Origin of the sequence: Microbacterium algihabitans, from assembly GCF_032464975.1 — a bacterium.
In the GTDB taxonomy this organism is placed as follows: domain Bacteria; phylum Actinomycetota; class Actinomycetes; order Actinomycetales; family Microbacteriaceae; genus Microbacterium; species Microbacterium algihabitans.
In genome coordinates this window covers 220,713-242,063 of sequence record NZ_JAWDIU010000004.1, presented here as the reverse complement: position 1 = coordinate 242,063, position 21,351 = coordinate 220,713, and the positions used below count along the sequence as shown (strand labels likewise).

Annotated in this window: 19 protein-coding genes; 15 read left to right on the top strand and 4 right to left on the bottom strand. The window is 68.8% G+C overall.

Annotated elements, in window-relative coordinates:
• Positions 1–58: 58 nt before the first annotated feature.
• A complete protein-coding gene (locus tag RWH43_RS12790) occupies positions 59–1,480 on the top strand; it encodes an AAA family ATPase (RefSeq protein WP_316001676.1) in 1,422 nt (473 codons plus the stop codon).
• Positions 1,481–1,584: 104 nt separating this feature from the next.
• Positions 1,585–2,619: a hypothetical protein gene (locus tag RWH43_RS12785; RefSeq protein ID WP_316001675.1), complete on the top strand. Its 1,035-nt coding sequence runs from the start codon at positions 1,585–1,587 to the stop codon at positions 2,617–2,619.
• A gap of 92 nt (positions 2,620–2,711) precedes the next feature.
• Here the strand turns inward: RWH43_RS12785 and RWH43_RS12780 are convergent, their stop codons facing one another.
• Positions 2,712–3,569, bottom strand: a complete 858-nt coding sequence (locus RWH43_RS12780) for a Cof-type HAD-IIB family hydrolase (protein WP_316001674.1) — start codon at positions 3,567–3,569, stop codon at positions 2,712–2,714.
• 314 nt (positions 3,570–3,883) lie between these two features.
• Between RWH43_RS12780 and RWH43_RS12775 the strand changes: the two genes are divergently transcribed.
• The 12 genes from RWH43_RS12775 to RWH43_RS12720 all read left to right on the top strand — a co-directional run bounded on the left by RWH43_RS12775 (position 3,884) and on the right by RWH43_RS12720 (position 16,798).
• Positions 3,884–5,785, top strand: coding sequence for a beta-glucoside-specific PTS transporter subunit IIABC (locus RWH43_RS12775; protein ID WP_316001673.1), 1,902 nt, complete (start codon positions 3,884–3,886; stop codon positions 5,783–5,785).
• Positions 5,772–7,223 (top strand): glycoside hydrolase family 1 protein, encoded by a 1,452-nt coding sequence (locus RWH43_RS12770; protein ID WP_144834391.1) that lies wholly within the window; start codon positions 5,772–5,774, stop codon positions 7,221–7,223. The genes RWH43_RS12775 and RWH43_RS12770 overlap by 14 nt, the downstream gene beginning before the upstream one ends.
• A gap of 44 nt (positions 7,224–7,267) precedes the next feature.
• Entirely contained in the window at positions 7,268–8,098 is an 831-nt protein-coding gene (locus RWH43_RS12765) for a PRD domain-containing protein (RefSeq protein ID WP_144834393.1), read from the top strand.
• Positions 8,099–8,117: 19 nt separating this feature from the next.
• The gene (locus tag RWH43_RS12760) at positions 8,118–8,384 is read left to right on the top strand and encodes an HPr family phosphocarrier protein (RefSeq protein ID WP_144834394.1); all 267 of its coding nucleotides are present in this window, start codon (positions 8,118–8,120) and stop codon (positions 8,382–8,384) included.
• Positions 8,385–8,510: 126 nt separating this feature from the next.
• On the top strand, positions 8,511–9,794 hold the full coding sequence (gene rlmN, locus RWH43_RS12755; protein ID WP_316001672.1) for a dual-specificity RNA methyltransferase RlmN: 1,284 nt from the start codon (positions 8,511–8,513) through the stop codon (positions 9,792–9,794).
• A gap of 87 nt (positions 9,795–9,881) precedes the next feature.
• Positions 9,882–10,757 carry an ABC transporter ATP-binding protein gene (locus tag RWH43_RS12750; protein ID WP_316001671.1) on the top strand — a complete coding sequence of 292 codons (876 nt, stop codon included), beginning with the start codon at positions 9,882–9,884 and terminating at the stop codon, positions 10,755–10,757.
• The gene (locus RWH43_RS12745; RefSeq protein WP_230705326.1) at positions 10,754–11,557 is read left to right on the top strand and encodes an ABC transporter permease; all 804 of its coding nucleotides are present in this window, start codon (positions 10,754–10,756) and stop codon (positions 11,555–11,557) included. Before RWH43_RS12750 ends, RWH43_RS12745 begins: the two co-directional genes overlap by 4 nt.
• Positions 11,557–12,780 carry a sensor histidine kinase gene (locus RWH43_RS12740; RefSeq protein WP_316001670.1) on the top strand — a complete coding sequence of 408 codons (1,224 nt, stop codon included), beginning with the start codon at positions 11,557–11,559 and terminating at the stop codon, positions 12,778–12,780. The genes RWH43_RS12745 and RWH43_RS12740 overlap by 1 nt, the downstream gene beginning before the upstream one ends.
• Complete coding sequence (locus tag RWH43_RS12735; protein WP_230705324.1) at positions 12,777–13,409, top strand: response regulator transcription factor; 633 nt, start codon at positions 12,777–12,779, stop codon at positions 13,407–13,409. The genes RWH43_RS12740 and RWH43_RS12735 overlap by 4 nt, the downstream gene beginning before the upstream one ends.
• Before the next feature lie 110 nt (positions 13,410–13,519).
• The gene (locus RWH43_RS12730) at positions 13,520–14,533 is read left to right on the top strand and encodes an aldo/keto reductase family protein (RefSeq protein WP_230705323.1); all 1,014 of its coding nucleotides are present in this window, start codon (positions 13,520–13,522) and stop codon (positions 14,531–14,533) included.
• 127 nt (positions 14,534–14,660) lie between these two features.
• Positions 14,661–16,313: a DUF4407 domain-containing protein gene (locus tag RWH43_RS12725; RefSeq protein ID WP_230705322.1), complete on the top strand. Its 1,653-nt coding sequence runs from the start codon at positions 14,661–14,663 to the stop codon at positions 16,311–16,313.
• Positions 16,313–16,798 carry an NUDIX hydrolase gene (locus tag RWH43_RS12720; RefSeq protein WP_316001669.1) on the top strand — a complete coding sequence of 162 codons (486 nt, stop codon included), beginning with the start codon at positions 16,313–16,315 and terminating at the stop codon, positions 16,796–16,798. Before RWH43_RS12725 ends, RWH43_RS12720 begins: the two co-directional genes overlap by 1 nt.
• A 239-nt stretch (positions 16,799–17,037) precedes the next feature.
• Here the strand turns inward: RWH43_RS12720 and RWH43_RS12715 are convergent, their stop codons facing one another.
• Positions 17,038–18,012, bottom strand: a complete 975-nt coding sequence (locus tag RWH43_RS12715) for a zinc-binding dehydrogenase (RefSeq protein WP_316001668.1) — start codon at positions 18,010–18,012, stop codon at positions 17,038–17,040.
• Positions 18,013–18,198: 186 nt separating this feature from the next.
• On the opposite strand from RWH43_RS12715, the gene RWH43_RS12710 reads away from it, so the two are divergent.
• On the top strand, positions 18,199–18,774 hold the full coding sequence (locus RWH43_RS12710; protein ID WP_316001667.1) for a TetR/AcrR family transcriptional regulator: 576 nt from the start codon (positions 18,199–18,201) through the stop codon (positions 18,772–18,774).
• A 17-nt stretch (positions 18,775–18,791) separates the two neighbouring features.
• On the opposite strand, the gene RWH43_RS12705 is transcribed toward RWH43_RS12710, so the two are convergent.
• Together RWH43_RS12705 and RWH43_RS12700 are read right to left on the bottom strand one after the other, a co-directional pair.
• Entirely contained in the window at positions 18,792–20,414 is a 1,623-nt protein-coding gene (locus tag RWH43_RS12705; protein ID WP_316001666.1) for an efflux permease Rv1217c-related protein, read from the bottom strand.
• On the bottom strand, positions 20,411–21,322 hold the full coding sequence (locus RWH43_RS12700; RefSeq protein WP_316001665.1) for an ABC transporter ATP-binding protein: 912 nt from the start codon (positions 21,320–21,322) through the stop codon (positions 20,411–20,413). Before RWH43_RS12700 ends, RWH43_RS12705 begins: the two co-directional genes overlap by 4 nt.
• Positions 21,323–21,351 lie beyond the last annotated feature (29 nt).

Genomic DNA, 21,351 nt, shown 5'->3' with positions numbered 1-21,351 from the left:
AGATCGGTTTCCGATCGTTCGGCAGCATCGGAAGACCCTTGGGGAGCTAGGGTCTCAGATGGTGCATGCACAAAAATGCACTGTGAGTGGATTGCATAATTGTCGCATCTCGCTTGTGCGGTTCAGTGGAGCGATTGAAGCCGCGTTCGGCCTGACGCGAGAAGTCATGTTTTTCTATAGTCCGTATCCGGATCTGCAAATTCGAGAACTCAAAGCGGCTAAGGATGCCATCAAAAAGCTCCACCGAGACGTGACTCCGGACGTCATATTTGTCTGGACCCCTGATCCGAGGGCGCGACAGAAGCTCGACGATTGGTCGACTGGCGGGTTTTTAGCTATACCGCTGACCAGCGCCGATGCGACGGACCCAGTTAGTCTGGTTGCACTCTTGCGTGACTATATCTACGCTCGTGACCTGTTCTACGAGTCGACACCCGTCCGGGGTGACCGCTTCTTCGGTAGGCGTCAACTCATGCAGGCGCTGCGAGACGACGTCCAGAACCAGAGGGTTGCCGGCCTTTTCGGGCTGAGAAAGGCGGGTAAGACCAGTGTGCTAACCCAGCTCGCGGACGACGTTGGCAATGAAAACCGCCTTGTTATCTTGCGTGATCTTGAGAGCTTGCCCTCACCTCCTACTGATCCCATACCCAGTCTGATCAAAGACTTGCGCGCGGATTTGCTTGAGATTCTGCAGCGCCGCGGTCTCAAGAGTCGACCCCTGGGGCAGCTCGCATCAGACGCGGACGCTTCAGATTTCCGGCGGGCCATGCAGGCAGTGCTGCGTTCACTCGCCAAGGAAAGCGTGACGCTTGTTCTACTTCTCGATGAAATTGAATATCTCACCCCTTCGGACCGCATCGACATCAGTGAAGGGGATATGACATCGGTATCCCAGTTCTTGGGGGCATTAAGGAGCCTGGTCCAGGAAAACGAAAACTTCACTTTCGTGCTTTCCGGCCTAACAAGTGCGATCGTTGAGAATGGACGTCTATTCGGGCGGCCGAACCCGCTATTTTCGTGGGCCAAAACACACTTCCTGGCTCCGTTCGATAGGGCCGAGGCTGACGAGCTAGCCACGTCTGTCGGGGCGAGGATGGGCATAAACATTGACGAGCCCGCGCTAGCCACATTTTTCGAGGCGACGGGCGGGCATGCGTTCCTGTATCGCAGTCTCGCATCGTCGGTGGTGCAGAAGCTCCCCGTCGATGTCTTCCAGCGGCGGATCGCTCGAGCTGATGTTCTGCGCGACCTGGACGACTGGAAACGGACTGTTGCGGGGAATATCAACGAGATGATTAGTCACGTTCGGCGCTACTACCCCCTCGAAGCCGTCATGCTGGATCTATTGTTGGATTCCCCATCCGATTTCGGCGAGATCGCTAATGAGCAGCCGATGGAACTGCGTCATCTGATGAGTCTCGGCCTCGTCGAGAAGGATGGTAATTCGTATCAAGGTGCCACAGTCTTGAGCCTCCTGTGACTTCGAAGCTCGCCGCCGCTTCTGCTACGAGGTCGGCGGCAATCTCCACGAGTATGAGGCGCCACCGACTAGTTTTCGTGCAGATGGGAAGCCTATTTGAGCCCATGAGGGAAGCAATCCTGGATGGCCTGCCGGGTGTTCACGTATCCATCGACGATCGGAATGCCTGGAGTGACCTACCCTCCGAGTCTTCTCTGGTAATTACGGATCTAGATCGGTGCGCGACCTCCCACGAGAACATTCTGGGCGAGGTGCGAGAATCGGCGTTGGCGGCACTAGACGACGGTCGTATGGTCTGCCTGGTATCACGGGCCCCGCGTTTGGCCTTCCGGTCAGTGCCCGGAAGTTCCGTCCTTGAGGATGCGGCGCTCGCCATCTCTAGCCCACTGGATCGAGAGGAGTTGGAGGTTGCTGACGGAGATCCGCCGCCGGCCGGATGGCCCCTGCCGGCAGTCTCGTTCGGCGGTCCGTTGACGGCAGCGATGTTGACCGGAGCGCTGGCAGAAATGGGTGAGGGTCTCGTTACCGCACTGGATCATGCCATTTTCGAGGTCGATCCCAGAAGCGCGGATGGCCTACAGTTTCTTTCCGCGCGTGAGGTGGAAGGTCTACGCGGCGCGGGATTGGTCAAACTCGACTCGTCAGGCGTACCTCGCCTCACGACTGGGCGGTCGACCTCGCTACTGAAGGAAGCGCTATCGGAGCACATCAGTCATTCAGTTTCCCCTTCGGACCGGCTCGCGGACGTGGTGTCGGGTCTATGGCTGATAGAACGTTTGTTGCGCGCTGCTGTTCGGACTGCTGCGATCGACAAATTCTCTGACGCTTGGCGCTCCAACTGCCTCGGTGGCTTGAACGCCGAAGTCCTACGGCGCGCACAGCTCGACTCCAGTGCCGCGGCTAAGACGGTCGGGGACCTGCGCGACCCTCTCGAGTGGCTCACCCTTGGCGAACTTGTCGACATAATTCGGGGCAATAAGTTTGATCAGTTGGGGGTCGAGTCAGCTATCTGGAGGAAGCTTCAAGAACAGCTCATCCCTGTGCGCAATCGGCTAGCCCATGTCAGGTTACTCAAGGCGCAGGATCACGAAGTGGTTCAGATGTGGAGTAGTACCTTGAAGGGCAGGCTCAATCTCTGAGCGACCGGGGATTTTAGAAGCGCATCGCCGAGTCAGACTTAGAAGCCCCTAATCGAGCTCCTGCTCACATCGCGTTCACTGGCCACCCCGGGTCAGAGCAGGCCGAGCTCCGCGAACGCGTTGTGCACGCCGTCGTCGAGCACCGCGGTGGTCACCCGGCCCGCCAGCTGCTGCAGCTCGGGCACGGCGTTGCCCATCGCGACGGGCGTGCCGACGACCTCGAACATCTCGACGTCGTTCCAGCTGTCGCCGATGCCGATGGCATCCGCCGCATCGATGTCGAGCAGGGCGAGCACCTCGGTGATCGCGGAGCCCTTGGTGACCCCGGCCTGACCGATCTCGCCGTTCGAGCCTCCCGGCAAGGGGATCGACCCGGGGATGACGTGGAAGCCGTCGCCGAGTTCGGCCGCCGCGTGGGTCACGGTGTCGGTGGACGGGCTGACGAACACGGCCTTGGCGACGGCGTCGCGATCGACCTCCGACACCGGACGCGGCTCGCGCCAGAGCGGCTGCTCGGGAGGCAGGCCCTGCGCCTCGAGCTCGGCGGCGCGCTTCTCGTGCCGCTCGCGGCGGTACGCGCTCATCACCGGTCCCATGCCGGGGCTGGCATATACGCCCCCGTGGGTCTGCAAGAAGTAGTGGATGCCGTGGGCCTCGAAGTACCGCTCGACCGCTTCGACGTCGGCTCGGGGCATCGGGTGATCCACGATCAGCGCACCGTCGTGGGGTTCCTCGCCACGCGTCGCGTAGGCACCCCCGTTCGTGATCGCGCCGTCGAATCCGATGGCGAGCACGTCGGGATGGATGTCGCCGGCCGAGCGTCCCGTGCACAGCCACACGAGGTGTCCGTTCTCGCGCGCCCGGCGCACCGCGGCCACCGTCGAGGGGGCGATCACCGAGCCGTGCTCGAGGATCGTGCCGTCCACGTCGAGGAAGGCGATGCGGGTCATGTGCACTCCACAGCGATCGGCGCCGAGGCGCGGACCAGGTCGGGGGATCGGCGCGGATGCCACGTCGAGAGCAGTCGCCGTCGAGCTCGAGAGCGCGGACGACACCGCCACGGTACGCGACGAGAACCCGCGCTCAGCTCCCCGATTCGGCATCCGCCGATCGTCGTGTAGAGTCGCCGACGGACATGTGACTGGTCATGCAGGCAGGATCCGAACGCAGTGCGAGAGCACCGCCTTCGGGTCCTTTTTTGTTGCCCGGGCGACTTCGGAGTCGACGTCGCGACGCGTGTCCTTCGATCCAAGGAAGGACTTCGATGACCACTCAGGACAGCGCCCGCGCGATCCTCGAGCACGTCGGCGGAGCGGTCAACGTGGCCTCGCTCCACCACTGCTCGACCCGCCTCCGCTTCACGCTCGCCGACGACACGCAGGCCGATGAGGCCGCCCTCAAGGCCACGCCCGGCGTCATCGGCGTGGTGCTGGGGACGCAGACCCAGGTGATCGTCGGATCGGGAGTGGCGAACTACTTCCGCGAGATCGAGAAGCTGCGCACCGGTGGCGGCACCCGCGCCGAAGCGCGAGTCGATGCCGCGAAGCCGAAGTTGACGCTCAAGCGCGCCGGGTCGGTGTTCATGGACTTCGTCGTCGGCGTCTTCACCCCGATCATCCCCGCCGTCGCCGGTGCGGGAATCTTCAAGTCGTTCCTCATCCTCGCCGTCGCGCTCGGATGGCTGCAGACGACCGATCAGACCTATCAGGTGCTCACCGCGATCCCCGACGCGGTGTTCTTCTTCCTGCCGTTGCTGGTGACCTACACCGCGGCGAAGAAGCTCGACACGAACATCCCGCTCGCGCTCGGCATCGTCGGCCTGCTGGTGTTCCCGACCTTCGCCGGCCTTCTCACCCAGGAGGGCGGCGTCGCGCTGTTCGGCCTGACGGTGCCCGCGATCGCCTACAGCGCGCAGGTCTTCCCCCCGATCCTCGCGGTGCTGCTGCTCGCGGTCGTCGAACGCGGCGCTCGCCGCATCAGCCCCAGCGTGATCAGCACGTTCCTCGTGCCGCTGATCTGCTTCGTCGTGGTGGCGCCCGCCACGATCTTCCTGCTCGGCCCGCTCGGCTTCTTCCTCGGGACCCTCCTGACGGGCGCGATGCTGTGGCTGTACGGCACCCTCGGATGGATCGCCGTCGCGCTGATGGCCGCCGCCCTTCCGTTCATCGTCTCGGTCGGCATGCACAAGGCGTTCATCCCGCCGACGGTGGCCACCATGGCCTCCGCGGGCAAGGAGAGCTTCTACCTCGTCGCCTCTCTCGCCCACAACCTCGCCGAGGCCGGCTCCAGCCTCGCGATCGCCGTGCGTACGAAGAACAAGACCCTCCGCGGCACCGCGATCTCCTCGGGCATCTCGGCCTTCTTCGGCATCACCGAACCGGCCCTGTACGGCGTGACGCTGCAGAACCGTCGCGCGGTCATCTCGGTCGTCATCGGCGCGTTCGTGGGTGGGTCGTACCTCGGCATCGCGGCCATCTCGGCCTTCGCGCTGGTCAGCCCGGGTGCGGCATCCATCTCGATGTTCATCGACATGGCCAACCCCTGGAACCTGCTGCACGCGGTGATCGGCGCGCTCGTCGCCATGGTCACCTCGTTCATCGTCTCGCTGGTCATCTGGAAGGACTCCGACTCGGCCACCGTGCGTCTGCTCGAACAGCAGGCGGGCACGTCGACCCCTGTCGGGGAGCCCGTCGCGGGCGGGATCGTCGCCCCCATGACGGGCGAGGTCATCGCCCTCGCCGAGGTCGACGACCCCGTGTTCTCGGGGGGCATCCTCGGGCCCGGCGTCGCGATCCGCCCCACCGACGGCGAGGTGCGCGCGCCCATCAGCGGCACGGTGTCGAGCCTGCTGCCCTCGCGCCATGCGCTCGGCATCCTGGGTGACGACGGACTCGAAGTGCTCGTGCACGTGGGCCTCGACACCGTCCGCCTCGAGGGTGCGCCCTTCACCGCGCACGTCGCCCAGGGCGACCGCGTCGAAGCCGGACAGCACGTGCTGACCGCCGACCTGGCGGCCATCGAAGCCGCAGGACTCGACATCACGACGCCCGTCGTCGTGCTCAACGGCGACGCGTACGACGTCGCCCCCCTCGTCACCGGACGCGTCGCCGCGGGCGCCGCTCTGCTGTCGACCGACGCGAAGGAGACCGCGAATGGGATTGCCTGACGGATTCCTCTGGGGCGGCGCGCTCGCCGCCAACCAGGCCGAGGGCGCGTGGAACGAAGGGGGCCGCGGTCCCGCGGTCTCGGACGTCGCGAAGTACCGCCCGAACGTCGACCCGCGTGAGTACGCGGTGCACCACCAGCACACGCTGGAGAGCATCGCCGCCGCGATGGCCGACGACGACATCGCCTTCTACCCGAAGCGTCGCGGGATCGACTTCTACCACCGCTACCGCGAAGACCTGGCGTTGTTCGCCGAGATGGGCTTCTCGGTGCTGCGGTTGTCGATCGCCTGGTCGCGGCTGTACCCGACCGGCGAGGAGCTCGAGCCGAACGAGGAGGGCATCGCGTTCTACCTCGACCTCTTCACCGAGATGCGCCGTCTCGGCATCCGCCCGCTGGTGACCCTGTCGCACTACGACCCGCCGCTCGCTCTGGCGCTGAAGAGCAACGCGTGGGTCGACCGTGGCACGATCGCGCTGTTCGAGCGGTTCTCGCGCACGTGCTTCGAGCGCTTCGGACACCTCGTCGACCTCTGGCTGTCGTTCAACGAGATCGACGGGATCATCCGTCACCCCTTCACCTCGGGCGGCATCATCGACGAGACCGTCGAGGGCTCGCTGGAGCAGGCCTGTTACACGGCACTGCACCACCAGTTCGTGGCATCCGCGTCGGTGACGAAGATGCTCCACGAGATGTGGCCCGCGTCGGAGATGGGGTGCATGCTCACGATGCTCACCACCTACCCGAACACCTGCCACCCCGACGACGTCGCGGCGACCCAGGCCAAGGAGCGTCTCCTCTACCTGTGCACCGACGTGCAGGCCGGAGGGGCGTACCCGCGGCTGGCGCTGAAGGCCCTCGAGTCCAAGGGCATCACGATCCCCTTCGCCGAAGGCGATGTCGAGCTGCTGCGCGATCACCCGGTCGACTACATCTCGTTCTCGTACTACATGACGCTCACGGAGTCGGTGCGTCCGGATGCCGAGCGCACCCCCGGCAACACGGTGCTCGGCGTGAAGAACCCGTTCCTGCCGTCGAGCGAGTGGGGGTGGCAGATCGACCCGGTGGGCCTGCGCATCTCTCTCATCGACCTCTACGACCGGTACGGCAAGCCGCTGTTCATCGTCGAGAACGGTCTCGGCATGCGCGATGAGCTCACGGAAGACGGCCGCATCCACGACCCGTACCGCATCGACTACTTCCGGTCGCACTTCGCGGAGATGATCCGCGCCGTCGACGAGGGCGTGGAGCTGCGCGGCTACACGAGCTGGGCGCCGATCGACATCATCAGCGCCTCGTCGTCGCAGATCTCGAAGAGGTACGGTTTCATCCACGTCGACCAGGACGACCTCGGCAACGGCACGGGCGAACGACGTCGCAAGGACTCGTTCTTCTGGTACCAGAAGGTCATCGCCTCGAACGGGGCCGACCTGGCGTGACGACCGCACTCGCTGCGCGTCCGCCGGGGTCGACGGAGACACCCATGCAGATCATCAAGAAGGTGCTGAACTCCAGCGTCGTGCTCGTCGAAGACGAGCGCGGCGTGGAGCGCGTGCTGTTGGGCAAGGGCATCGGTTTCGCCGCGCGTCCGGGCGACACCGTCGCCCCCGGGTCGACGGACCGGGTGTTCGTCGCGCTCGACGACGCCGATCAGCGGAACCTGGTCGAGTTGCTCGCCCAGATCCCCGGCGGCTTCGTCGAACTCACGAGGGCGATCGTGATGGATGCCGAGAAAGCGGGCATCGAACTCGACGCCCACATCTACCTCACGCTCACCGATCACCTGCACTTCGCGGTGGAGCGCCAGCGGCGGGGCCTGCAGGTCACCAACCGCCTCGCGTGGGAGGTGCGCACGGTCTACCCCCGTGAACACGAGGTGGGCCTGCGCGCGCTCGGGCTGCTCCGCGAGCGCACGGGGGTGTCGCTTCCCGATGAAGAGGCCGCCAACATCGCCTTCCACCTCGTCAACTCGGAGGTGGGACGCCCTGCCGTCGACTCGATGCGGGTGGTCGGGCTCGTGTCCGACATCACCACGATCGTCACGCACGCCGGGGGAGTGACCCTGGATGCCGACGACCTCCACACCCGTCGGTTCCTCACGCACCTGCAGTTCTTCGCGGAGCGGTTGTTCAGCGACCGCCTCGCCGGTCACGACGAAGACCTGCTCTTCGCGACCATGACGGCCAAGCACCCGCGGGCCGTCGCGACGGCCGAACGCATCCGCGCGTTCGTCCTGAAGGAGCACGAGGTGGCCATCTCCGACGAGGAGGTGGGCTACCTCGCCCTCCACATCGCTCGCGCCCAGTCGAGCTGAACTCCCCGAAAGGTCTCCCATGGCACAGCGCACCGCCGTCTTCGGCTCGTCCTCCGGCCTGCACTCCCGTCCCGCCGCGACCCTCGCCCGCGCGGCCGCGGCCTCGAAGCACACCGTCACCCTCGCCGCCGGCGACGCCTCCGTCGACGCCCGCAGTATCCTCGCGCTGCTGCAGCTGGGCGTGAAGACGGGCGACGAGGTGGCCCTCGAGGTCGACGGGCCCGAGGCCGACCGTGTCGCCGACGAGCTCCAGGCGTTGCTCGAGCAGGACCTCGACGCCGCCTGACCCGATCGCGTGAGGGGCCGGACCGGGTGTACCCCACGCCGCCCGGCATCCCGGCCCCTCACGTGCCCCCCGAGAGCGGAACACGCGCCCAGCCGCGGCGCAGATGCGCCCGGTACCCTGGAAACCATGACCGAACAGCCCACCGTGCGCACCACGACGCCTCGGCAGGTGCGCCCCGCGGGTGCCCCGGCCGACACCGGCATCCGCCAGGTGCGCCCCAAAACCGAAGGCTGGCAGCAGGCCAAAGACGAGACCGGTCGTCCGCTGCTGCAGTTCGCCAGCCCCAAGCGCGGCAAGCCGCCCGTGCACCTCGCCGACCTCACACAGGACGAGCGCGTCGCCAAGCTGAAAGAGCTCGGCCTCCCGGGCTTCCGCGCGAAGCAGCTCGAGAAGCACTACTTCACGCACTACACGTCGGATGCCGCCGACATGACCGACCTCCCGGCATCCGGTCGCGAAGAACTCGTCGCCGGAATGCTGCCGCCGCTGCTCACCGAGGTGCGGCGACTCGAGACCGATCGCGGCGACACGATCAAGTTCCTCTGGAAGCTGCACGACGGCGCCCTCGTCGAGTCGGTGCTCATGCGCTACCCCGGCCGCATCACGCTGTGCGTGTCGAGCCAGGCCGGCTGCGGCATGAACTGCCCGTTCTGCGCCACCGGTCAGGCGGGCCTCACCCGCAACATGTCGGCGGGCGAGATCATCGAGCAGATCGTGCGCGCCAACGCCCTCATCGCCGCCGGCGGCCTGGGCGGAAAGAAGCGCGACGACCACTCGCTCGATCGCGTGTCGAACATCGTGTTCATGGGCATGGGCGAGCCTCTCGCCAACTACGCGCGCGTGATGCAGGCCGTGCGCGTGATGGTCGACAAGGACCACGGCCTCGGCATGAGCGCCCGCGGCATCACCGTGTCGACCGTCGGACTCGTGCCCGCGATCAAGAAGCTCGCCGACGAGGACATCCCGGTCACCTTCGCCCTCTCGCTGCACGCCCCCGACGACCACCTGCGCGACGAGCTCATCCCGGTGAACTCCCGCTGGAAGGTCGACGAGGCACTGGATGCCGCGCGCGCCTACTTCGACAAGACCGGGCGCCGCGTCTCGATCGAATACGCCCTGATCAAAGACATGAACGACCACGCCTGGCGTGCCGATCTGCTGGCCGAGAAGCTTAACGCCCGCGGCCGAGGCTGGGTGCACGTCAACCCGATCCCGCTGAACCCGACGCCGGGCTCGATCTGGACGGCATCGGAGGTGCCCGTGCAGAACGAGTTCGTGCGACGCCTGAACGACGCCGGCATCCCGACGACCCTCCGCGACACCCGCGGCAAGGAGATCGACGGAGCGTGCGGCCAGCTCGTGGCGACCGAAGAAGACGAGGCAGCCGCGGCCGTCACGCCGGTCGGCTGAGGAGTCTCTGCGCGCCCACCGATCGGTGGATGCCGACTCCACCGGCTCGTCGTTCCCGTGGCGGTCCCGCCCCGTCAGACTGAGGGCATGAGCGAGAACGTCGTCGAGGTCGAGAACCTCCGCAAGACCTACAAGGGCGGTCTCGAAGCGCTGCGTGGGGTGTCGTTCGACATCCGCCGGGGTGAGACGTTCGCGCTGCTCGGGCCGAACGGCGCGGGCAAGAGCACGGTCATCGAGATCCTCGAGGGCTACCGCGACCGCACGAGCGGAGACGTGCGCGTGCTCGGCGTCGACCCGCACCGCGGTGGCCTCGACTGGAAGGCGCGGCTCGGCATCGTGCTGCAGAACACCGGCGAGGCACCCACCGCGAGCGTGCGCGAGCTGCTGGCGCACTTCGCCTCGTTCTACCCGCGGCCGCGCGACGTCGACGAGGTCATCGCGTCGGTCGGTCTGACCGAGAAGGCCAAGGTCTCGGTGCGCAAGCTCTCGGGCGGGCAGCGGCGTCGCGTCGACGTCGCCCTCGGTATCGTCGGCCGACCCGAGCTGCTATTCCTCGACGAGCCCACGACCGGCTTCGACCCCGAGGTCAGGCGGCAGTTCTGGAATCTCATCCGCGACCTGCAGCGCGAGGGCACCACGATCCTGCTGACCACCCACTACCTCGACGAGGCAGCCGAACTCGCGGAACGCGCGGCGATCATCGTGGGCGGGCAGATGGCATCCGTCGGTCGAATCGACGAACTCGGGGGACCCGACGCGCGCGTGCCGCTCGTGCGGTGGCGCGAGGGCGGCGAGACCCGCGAGCAACGTACGCAGGACCCCGGAGCCCTGGTCGCCCAGCTCTACGCCCGCCTCGGCGAACCCGAGCGGCTCGAGGTCGTGCGCCCGAGTCTCGAAGACGTCTACCTCTCGTTCCTCGGCGACGAAGCGCGCCGCACGGCCGCGGCGGGAGGCCTCGCGTGAGCCGCGTGCTGCGGCTGGGTGCCGCGCGCATCGCTTTCGAGGTGCGCTCGTACTTCCGCCAGGGCGACTCGGTGTTCTTCACCTTCCTGTTCCCCGTGATGATCCTGCTGATCTTCGCCGTCGCCTTCGACGCGCAGACCTTCGGTCCGCCCGGAGACGAGGTGGATGCCGCGCAGTTCTACCTCCCCGCGATGCTCGCCGCGGGCGTGCTGCTGTCGGGCCTGCAGAACATGTCGATCGACATCGCGATGGAGCGCAGCGACGGCACCCTCAAGCGCCTCGGCGGAACCCCGCTCAGCCCGGTGTCGTACTTCATCGGCAAGCTCGGGCAGGTGCTGGTGACCGGCTTCCTGCAGTCGGCACTGCTGATCGTGGTGGCCGCGGTGTTCTTCGGCGTGCCGCTGCCGACCGACCCGGAGCGCTGGTTGACCTTCGCGTGGGTGTTCCTGCTGGGCGTCACCACCTGCGCGATCCTGGGCATCGGCCTGTCGGCGCTACCCCGCACCGGCCGCAGCGCCACGGGCGTCGTCATTCCGATCGTGCTGCTGCTGCAGTTCATCTCGGGCGTCTACATCAACTTCGCCGCCCTCCCCGAGTGGCTGCAGAACGTCGCGAGCGTCTTCCCGCTGAAGTGGCTCGCGCAGGGCTTCCGCTCGGTGTTCCTGCCCGAGGGGTTCGCGGCGGGCGAGCCGTCGGGCTCGTGGGATCACCCGCTGATTCTGCTGGTGACGGGCCTGTGGCTGGTGCTCGGGCTCGCGCTCGTGCGGCTGACGTTCCGGTGGATTCGAAAGGACGCGTGATGTCGCAACTCACCGCCGCCCCCGTCGCCGCCTCGGAGGGGGCGGATGCCGGACTCCCCACGACGCGAGGGTGGATCGTCGCCTTCCTCGCGGCGGGAATCCTGGGCGCCGGCATCGTCGTCGCGTCGGCGATCGTCGCCGGCATCCCGTGGGCGTCTGCCATCGCGGCGCTGACGCTTCTCGGGGCGTACACCGTGTTGATCCTTCTCGTGCTGCCCCGTCTCCTCCGACGCGAGGCGGGGACGATGGGCGCGCTCGAGGTGGTCACCATGGTGGTCACGGTGCTCGCGGTCGCCCTGCTGACCTTCCTCGTGCCATGGCTGGCGATGCTGCAGTTCTGGGTCTTCCCGCTGCTGTGGACGCTGGCCGCGTCGACCCGGATAGCAGTGGTCGCGTGCTTCGTCTCCGCCGCGTCGATCTTCGCCGCGCTGCTGCCTTGGACGGGCGGAGGATCGTGGGCGGTCATGGCCTTCGTGCAGGGCGCGTCTTTCGTTTCCGCCGTCGTGCTGGGTCTCTGGATCAGCGGCATCTCGCGGTACGGCTCCGAACGCGACGTCCTCGTCGCCGAATTGACGGCAGCGCAGAGCGAACTCGCCTCTCTGCATCACGACGCCGGCGCGACGGCCGAGCGCGAGCGCCTCGCCGCCGAGATGCACGACACGATCGCGCAGAGCCTCGCCGGGACGGTCATGCTCGCGCAGCGCGCCCGGCGCGAGCTGGTCGAGGGAGCCTTGTCGCCGTCGACCCTCGAGCTCGTCGAGGAGGCCGCCCGGGCAGCGCTCGCCGAGACCCGAGAGCTGGTCGCCGGGGGAGCCCCCGCCTCGGTCGGGGTCGGCGGACTGACCGAAGCATTGCGCACGGTGGTCGCGCGGGCCGTCCGCGAGACGGGTCTCGACGTCGAGCTCGTGACCTCCGCCGTGCCGCCCCTCGATCGCGAGGCGGAGGTGGCGCTCCTGCGGTGCGCGCAGGAGTGCCTGTCGAACGCGAGACGGCACTCCGGTGCCCGTCGCGTCGAAGTGACTCTCGCCGAGCGGCGCGGCGTCGTGGAGGTCACCGTGCGCGACGACGGCGTCGGTTTCGACACCGCCGCACGCGCGCACGGCTTCGGCATCGAGGGGTTGCGAGCACGCCTGAGCGCCCTCGGCGGGTCGCTCGAGGTCGACGGCACCCCCGGGGCGGCGAGCGTGCGGGCCGGGGTTCCGGTGACGGCGGGGCGCTCGTGATCCGCGTCGTCGTCGCGGACGACCACCCGATCGTGCGCGCCGGGCTCGTCGGCATGTTGGACGCCGCCGACGGCATCGACGTCGTCGGAGCGGCATCCGACGGGGTGGAGGTCGTGGCCCTCGTCGAGAAGGAATGTCCCGATGTGGTGCTGATGGACATGCGGATGCCGCGCCGCGACGGCGACGAGGCGACCGCGATGCTGCGCGAGAGCGCACCCGCGACGCGTGTCATCGTCTTGACGACCTATGAGAGCGACGACGTCATCATGCGTGCGATCGCCGCGGGTGCAAGCGGATACCTGTTGAAAGCCGCCCCCGAAGCGGAGCTGCTCGCCGGTATCCGCGCGGTCGCAACCGGCGAGGTCGCTCTCGCGCCGAGTGTCGCCCGGGTGCTGGTGGCGCAGGCGGGGCGGGCGCCCGACGCGCCGACGCTGACCCCTCGAGAGGTCGAAGTGCTCTCCCACGTCGCGCAGGGGCTGAGCAACCGCGAAATCGGCGCTCGTCTCCACCTCGGCGAGGCGACGATCAAGACCCATCTGCTCAAGGCCTACGCGAAACTCGACGTCGCGGATCGCACACGCGCGGTCACGAGGGCGATGGAGCTCGGCATCCTGCGATCGCCCTCGTGAGAGGTCGGAATTGGTCGCTCCGCTCTCTGACAGGCGACACCCTCCGGCCCCTCACGCCGACATCCGGATGCCGCGGCCCCGGTGTCGGTGGCCGGGTCTAGCGTGGAGGAATGGTCGCTTATCGCTATCTCGGCAACAGTGGATTCAAGATCTCGGAGATCACCCTCGGCAACTGGGTGACCCACGGCTCGCAGGTCGGTGACGACGCGGCGATCGCCACGGTGCACGCCGCCCTCGACGCGGGCATCACGACGTTCGACACCGCCGACACCTACGCCAACACGGCCGCGGAGACCGTCCTCGGCAAGGCTCTCGAGGGGCAGCGGCGCGAGTCGCTCGAGATCTTCACGAAGGTCTACTTCCCGACCGGTCCGAAGGGACCCAACGACACCGGCCTCAGCCGCAAGCACATCATGGACTCGATCAACGGGTCGCTCAAGCGCCTCGGCACCGACTACGTCGACCTCTACCAGGCGCACCGCTTCGACTACGAGACGCCGCTCGAAGAGACCTTCCAGGCGTTCGCCGACATCGTGCGCCAGGGCAAGGCGCTCTACATCGGCGTCTCGGAGTGGACGGCCGAACAGCTGCGCGACGGACACGCGCTCGCGAAGCAGCTCGGCATCCAGCTCATCTCGAACCAGCCGCAGTACTCGATGCTGTGGCGCGTGATCGAGGGCAAGGTCGTGCCCACGAGCGAAGAGCTCGGCATCTCGCAGATCGTCTGGTCGCCGATGGCCCAGGGCGTGCTGAGCGGCAAGTACCTGCCCGGTCAGCCCGTGCCCGAGGGCTCGCGCGCGACCGACGAGAAGAGCGGGGCCACGTTCATCAAGCGGTTCCTCGCCGACGACACCCTCGAGGCCGTGCAGCGACTCAAGCCCATCGCCGACGAGGCGGGGCTCTCGATGCCCCAGCTCGCGATCGCGTGGGTGCTGCAGAACCCCAACATCTCCGCAGCCCTCGTCGGAGCGTCGCGACCCGAGCAGCTCGCCGACACCGTGAAGGCCTCGGGCGTGACCCTGGATGCCGACACCCTCGCCGCGATCGACTCGGCCCTCGGCGATGCGGTGTTCTCCGACCCCGAGAACACCTACGAGGTGTCGCCGAAGCAGCGCGTGGCCTGACCCGCGCAAGACGGTGGGGCGGGGCTTCGGCTCCGCCTCACCGTCTCCCGTTGCGCGAAGAGGGGCGCTCGGCTGCGCCTCAGGCCGCGCTCAGGAGAGAGCAGGGTGGGCGTCGTACCCTGTGCGAATGTCCTTTTCCGCTCACCGGCCGGGCCGCTTCGGCTCCGATGGCCGCATCGAGTTCACGACGGACGAGGAACGCGAGCAGTATCTCGACGACATCCTCGCCGCGCAGAACGCGGCCCACCGCCCCGCCGAGGCCCAGGACCACACGTCCGAGCCATGGGGTGCGCCGCGCGCCGACGACGAGCCCGTCGACCCGTTCGTTTACGACGCACGCGACGCCGAGCCGGCCGAGACCCCCCGCGACGACGCCCCCGCCGACGACCACGACACCGTGGTGATCGACCGCGCCGAGCGCGCCCGCGCCGACGACGAGACCGCGGTCATCTCCGACGAGGAGCCCGAGCGAGAGCTCGAGCCCGTGGCATCCGCCCCCGTCTCTTCGGAGCCGCGCCAGCCGCGCCTGCGTCGGCACGACCCGCGGCGGCCGCGCCTGTCGCTCATCCGTCGCATGGCAGTGCTCGGCGGTGCCGACAACGACGTGCTCGACGAGGTGCCCGAAGAGGTGCCGCGTTTCGTGCAGATGTTCCTCGTGCTCGCCGGAACCGCGCTGGTGTCGGCCCTGTCGATGATGTTCGCGCTGCTGACCGGGGTGCGCGTCAGCATCCTTCTCGCGATCCCCCTGGCCCTCATCTGGGGCCTCATCATCTTCAACCTCGACCGCTTCCTCACCTCGACGATGCGCTCGACCAAGAACATCTTCCGGCTGCTGGGCCTTGCCATGCCCCGCGTGATCATGGCCGCGCTCATCGGCATCGTGGTGGCCGAGCCGCTCGTGTTGCAGGTGTTCCAGAACGACATCGCGCGCGAGGTCAACGCCACCAACATCACCCAGGCCCTGGGCGACCAGGACGCCGTGACCAGCGGCCCCGAGAAGCAGGCCCTCGACGCCGCCAGCGCACAGGTGTCGGCGCTCGAGAATCAGGCCGCGACCGGCATCGTCACCGGAACCTCGTCGACCTCGGCCGAATCCGCCGCCGCGCAGCAGACCGTCGACCAGCTCACCCAGCAGCTCGCGGCGCAGCAGACGGTGATCGACCAGGCCCGCGCGGTGTACCAGTGCGAGCTGACCGGCCAGGGCGCCGGCACCGTCCCCGGCTGCACGGGCGTCGCCGGCAACGGCGCAAGTTCCGACGCCGCCCAGGCCCAGCTGCAGCAGGCGCAGTCGGCGTACGACGCGCTGTCGACGCAGCTGCAGCAGGCGCAGTCGACCCTCGCCTCGGCCAACTCCGCCGGTGCCGAGGCCGCGGCTTCGTCGGCCGACGCCAACAAGCAGCAGGCCGAAGACCAGCTGCCCGCGGCCCGCGCGCAGTACGAATCGGCGCTCGCCGCGTACAACCAGCGCGCGTCGTCGATCGCCGACGGAAACGCCGGCGCCGTCGGTCTGCTGAGCCAGATCACCGCCCTCGAACGCCTCTCCGACCGTGAGCCGGTGCTCCGCTGGGCGCACTACCTGATCGCGGCGCTGTTCTTCATGATCGAGCTGCTGCCGGTGCTCGTGAAGGTGCTCACCGGATTTGGCGGACCGTCGCTGTACGAGAAGGCCGAGAAGATGCGCGGACAGATCGCCCTCGACCGCGTCTCGGCCCGCACGTTCCGCAAGCGCGCCGACATCATCGCCGACGAAGCGAACCGGGTGCCGGCCACCGTCACCTGATGGTCGTGTGGAGTGCGGGACTGCTGCTGTACCGGCTGACGCCGGAGCCGCAGGTGTTCATCGCGCACATGGGCGGCCCGTTCTGGGCCAAAAAGGACGCCGGCGCCTGGTCGATCCCCAAGGGCGAGTTCGACCCCGAATCCGAGGGTGCTCTGGACGCCGCGCGCCGCGAGTTCCGCGAGGAGCTCGGCGTCGAGCCGCCTGAGGTCGAGTGGGCCGAGCTCGGCACCTTCGCGTACTCGAGCGGCAAGAAGGTGGTCGTCTTCGTGGGCGACGGCGCCGGGTTCACGGCATCCGGAGACAATTTCACCTTCGGGGAGTTCGAGATGGCCTGGCCGCCTCGGTCGGGACGCACGGCCTCGTTCCCCGAGGTCGACCGTGCGGAGTGGATGGCTCCGGATGCCGCGCGCGAAGCACTCGTGAAGGGCCAACGCCCCGCGATCGACGCGCTCGAAGCTGCGCTGGCGGAGCTGCCCGGGTCGTGACGCGTCGCGGATGCCCGCGGTCCCGTCGAGTGTCCACGACACGCCGCATTCCGTCGCGTGGGGCGGCGTGTTTCGGACACTGAACCGGGGGTTCGCGCCAGCGGGGGACCGCCGCGGCACCCGCTCAACGCGCGAGTGTCCAGAACACCCGGACGTTTCGAAAAACGGTCCGGGTGTTCTAGACACTCAGGGGTGGCGGCGGGGCCCCCGGCGCCGCGAGGCGCGCGGCGCGACCAGCCTCACGGGCGCAGCAGCACCTTGCCGACGCGGGGCGAGTCGCTCGCGCGGGCGGCCTCGCGGGCGTCCTCGAGACCGAAGGTGGCCGCGACCGGGAGCGTCAGGGTGCCGTCGGCGAGGTAGCGCGACAGCTCGCCGAAGAGGGCGCCGCGGGTCTCGGCATCCATCGTCTTGCTGACGACGCTGCCCCAGAAGCCCTTCACGGTGGCCTGGCGGAAGATGATGTCACCGGCGCCCAGCTCGAGCTTGCCGGCGCCCATCGACCCGAAGATCACGAGCGTGCCGTTCTCGCTCAGGAGCGACAGCACCTGACCGGCGGCGGGTCCGCCGACCGAGTCGACGCCCGCGACGATGCGCGCACCGTCGGCGAGGGCGAGGGCCTTGTCGCGCCAGTCGTCGGCATCGGTCGACACGACGTTGTCGATGCCCTGCTCGGCGAGCTCGGCGACCGCGCTCTCGCGGCGCACGAGGCCGATGACGTTGACGCCGCGCGCCTTGGCGATCTGCGCGACCATGCGGCCGACCGCGCCGTTGGCGGTGTTCTGCACGATCCAGTCGCCCGCCTTCAGGTCGAGCGAGTGCAGCAGGCTGATGGCGCTGAATGGCATCGAGACGAGCTGTGAGGCGACCTCGTCGGACAGGCCCTCGGCGACGGGGATGAGGCCCGCGGCCTTGGTGATGACCTGCTCGGCCCAGACGCCGAAGGTGCCGCCGGTGGCGACGCGCTGGCCGACGGTCAGGTTCTCGACGCCTTCACCGAGCTCTTCGATGACGCCGACGGCCTCGGTGCCGGCGCGGGCGGGCAGCTCGGGCTTGAAGCCGTAGGTGCCGCGGATGGTCCACAGGTCGTGGTTGTGGATGGGCGACAGCAGCACGCGCAGCCGCACCTCGCCGGGGCCGGGGGTCGGGGTCTCGACCTCTTCGACGCCGAGGACGTCGGCGGGCTCGCCGAACTCGTGGTGGATGACTGCGCGCATGGAATGCCTCCTGTGGTTATTTTGTAACGACTGGTCTAATATAGACCCGGAAGAGCTAAAGAGAAACCGTGAGGACCCTGAGCCCGTCGAAGGGTCCGGTGGCTTCGACAGGCTCAGCCACCCGTGGGAGGCTCAGCCACCCGTGGGAGGCTCAGCCGCCTTGATGAGGGAGAGAACATGGGACGGATGCCGAGCTTCGAACGCTCCACCGTCGTCGACGCCGCGCGTGACGTGTTCTGGCGCCGCGGCTACGCCGAGACCGGTATCGCCGAGCTCGAGCAGGCGACCGGGCTCACCCGGTCGAGCATCTACAACGCCTTCGGCAGCAAGCGCGGACTCTTCGACGCGGTGCTCGCGGCGTACCTCGACGATGTCGTGCGCACGCGCCTGCGGCCCCTGGGCGGGGGAGACCCCGGCGCGCTCGAGGCGTACATCGCCGAGATGCGCGAGGGCATCGAGCACGACACCCCCCGCGCCCGTCTCGGCTGCCTGTTGCTGAATGCCGGGTCGTCGTCGCTCGCCACTGACGACGCCGAGGTGCGCACCACGATCTCGTCCTACGCCGCCGAGATGCGCGGAGCCATCCGCGCCGCCGTGGCCGACCGTCGCCCCGATCTGACTCCGGATGCCGTGGACGCCCTGGCCGCGGTCTGCGCCTCCCTCGTCGTCGCGGGCCTCACCCTCGCCCGCGCCGATCGTGACGGAGCCCTGGCGACCCTGGCATCCGTCCCCACCACCCTGGAGTCGTGGGGTCGCGTCTGATCGCGTGCCGGCGCGCGTCACCGGTCGGCGACGACCTCGCGGCGACGGATGCCGAGCACGGCCGCTCCGCCCGCCACGATCACGACGATCGCCCAGACGACGGCGCCGCGCGGATCGACCGTGTCGCCGCTGACGACGGGGACGGATGCCAGCGGTGAGGCCCGCACCACGGCATCCGGCAACCCGAGGAGCGGGCCGAAGAGCCCGACGATCGCGGCGATGCCGACGACCGCCCATCCGATGACCACCGCGAGACGCGGCACGAAGACGAACGCGAGGGCCGCGATCACGGCGATCGCCGCTGCCGCGAGAGCTTGGCCGCCGGCGCTCACGACGGCGTCGCGCAGCAGCGAGGTGTCGCCACCGTCGGTCGTGGCCAGGCCCACGGCCGCGCCCACGACGGCCGCACCGAGCACGCCGATGATCGCCGCGGCGCTGAGGGCGAGCCCCGCGCCGAGCCAGCGCGAGCGACTCACGGCGGCGGCCAGGAGGGGTTCGGCGAGGCCGGCCGCCTCGTCCTGACGCAGGCGCGCGATCATCTGCACGCCCGCACAGGCGGCGAGGATCCCGGCGAGGGTGAAGAACACCTCCACCGCGCCCTGGGCGAGCGAGCCCTGCGCGGCGAGGGCCTGCAGTACGGCCTGGACCGAGGGGATCGTGTCGCCGATCTGCGCGATGACCGACGACAGACGCGTGGCGAGGAGCCCGACGACGAGGCCGCCCACCGTCCAGCCGATGACGGCACCACGGCCCTCGCGCCACGCCAGACCGAGGGGGCCGGAGAGCAGGCGTCCGGCCGCGGCGGCGCCGCGCGGCGCGGGCAGGAGAGAAGCCCCCAGATCGCGCGAGCGGTGCAGCGCGAACGCGACGAGAGCGCAGACCACCGTGAGCGCGAGCGACAGCAGCAACGGCCGGGCGTCGTCGGCGTCGAACGCCCGCACGTTCTCGGCCCAGCCGTAGGGCGAGATCCACGCCAGGGGAGCGCTCCGCATCCGCTGCAGATCGGCGCTCGGGGTGCCGAGGGCGTTGCCGAGACCGCAGACCAGTAGCCCGATCAGCACCGCCCACACCCCGATGGCGTTCGCGACGCGCGAGGTGCGGACCACCTGCGCCGCGACCAGCGCCACGGCGAAGAAGACGAGTCCGGTCGCCGTGACCGACAGGCCCAGCACGAGGCTGCCGCGCGCGGGGTATCCGAACCCGAGGAAGGCGAGTGCGACGAGCGCCCCGAGAACGACGTCGGCCAGGATGCCGTGCCACACCGTCGCGATCAAGGCCGCGGAGCGCCCGGCCGGGGTCGCCGCGATCAGCTCGGCTCGGCCCGTCTCCTCGTCGCCGCGGGTGTGCCGGACGGCGAGGAACGTGCTCATGAGCGCGGCCAGCAGCATGAGGAACGGCGCGATGAGGAACGTCGCGAACGCCGCCTCGTCGCTCCCCGAGGGGAGCCCCCGGAAGAGCAGGATGACGGGATTGGCGATCGCGGCGGCGAGCAGGCCCTGGCGGTCCTCGACCGTGGGGAACTGTCCCCGCACCCCCACCACGGCCGCGGCGGCGAGGGCCAGCGTGCAGGCGATCCACAGCGTCAACTGCACGGCGTCGCGGCGCAGACGGGCGCGCAGCAGCGGCCCGATGACGTTCATTCGCCCACGCCTGCGTCGACCCGCTCGCCGTAGCGGCGCAGGAAGAGCTCCTCGAGCGACGGCGGCTCGACCCGCAGGCCCGTGACGCGCGCCGCGCCGAGGGTGGGGAGCACGGATGCCACGTCGTCGCTGTCGACGGTGAAGCGCACGCGTCCGTGGTCGCGCTCGACGTCGTGCGCTCCGGGCAGCGGCGGCAGGGCCGCCCCGGTGTCGGCGAACGACACCTGCGTGCGCGTGAGCTGACGCAGGTCGTCGAGGGTTCCGGTCTCGGCGACGCGTCCCGCCCGCACGAGGCTCACGCGATCGCACAGCTGCTCGACCTCGGAGAGGATGTGGCTCGACAGCAGCACGGTGGTGCCGTGCTCGTGCACGCGGCGGAGTTCCTGCTGGAAGACGACCTCCATGAGAGGGTCGAGGCCGCTCGTGGGCTCGTCGAGCAGCAGCAGATCGGCCGGGCACGCGAAGGCGGCGACGAGGGCGACCTTCTGGCGGTTGCCCTTCGAGTAGGCGCGGCCCTTCGTGCGGGGATCGAGGGCGAAGGCGTGCAGCAGGCGGTCGCGCTCGCGACGGTAGGCGGACGACCGGCCGTAGCCGCGCAGCCGTGCGAGCAGGTCGATGGTCTCTCCGCCCGAGAGGTTGGGCCACAGCGTCACGTCGCCGGGCACGTAAGCGAGACGCGCGTGCAGCGACGCGGCGTCGTGCCAGGGGTCGGCCCCGAGCACCTCGGCGGTGCCGTCGTCGGCCCGCGCGAGGCCGAGCAGGATGCGGATCGTCGTCGACTTGCCCGCTCCGTTGGGGCCGAGGAAGCCGTGGATCTCGCCGGGGGCGACCTCGAGGTCGAGGTCGTCCAGAGCCACCGTGCGGCCGTAGCGCTTTCGCAGGCCCGCGGTGCGGATCGCGGTACTCATGTCGCGGACGATACGCCGGGTGAAGTCAC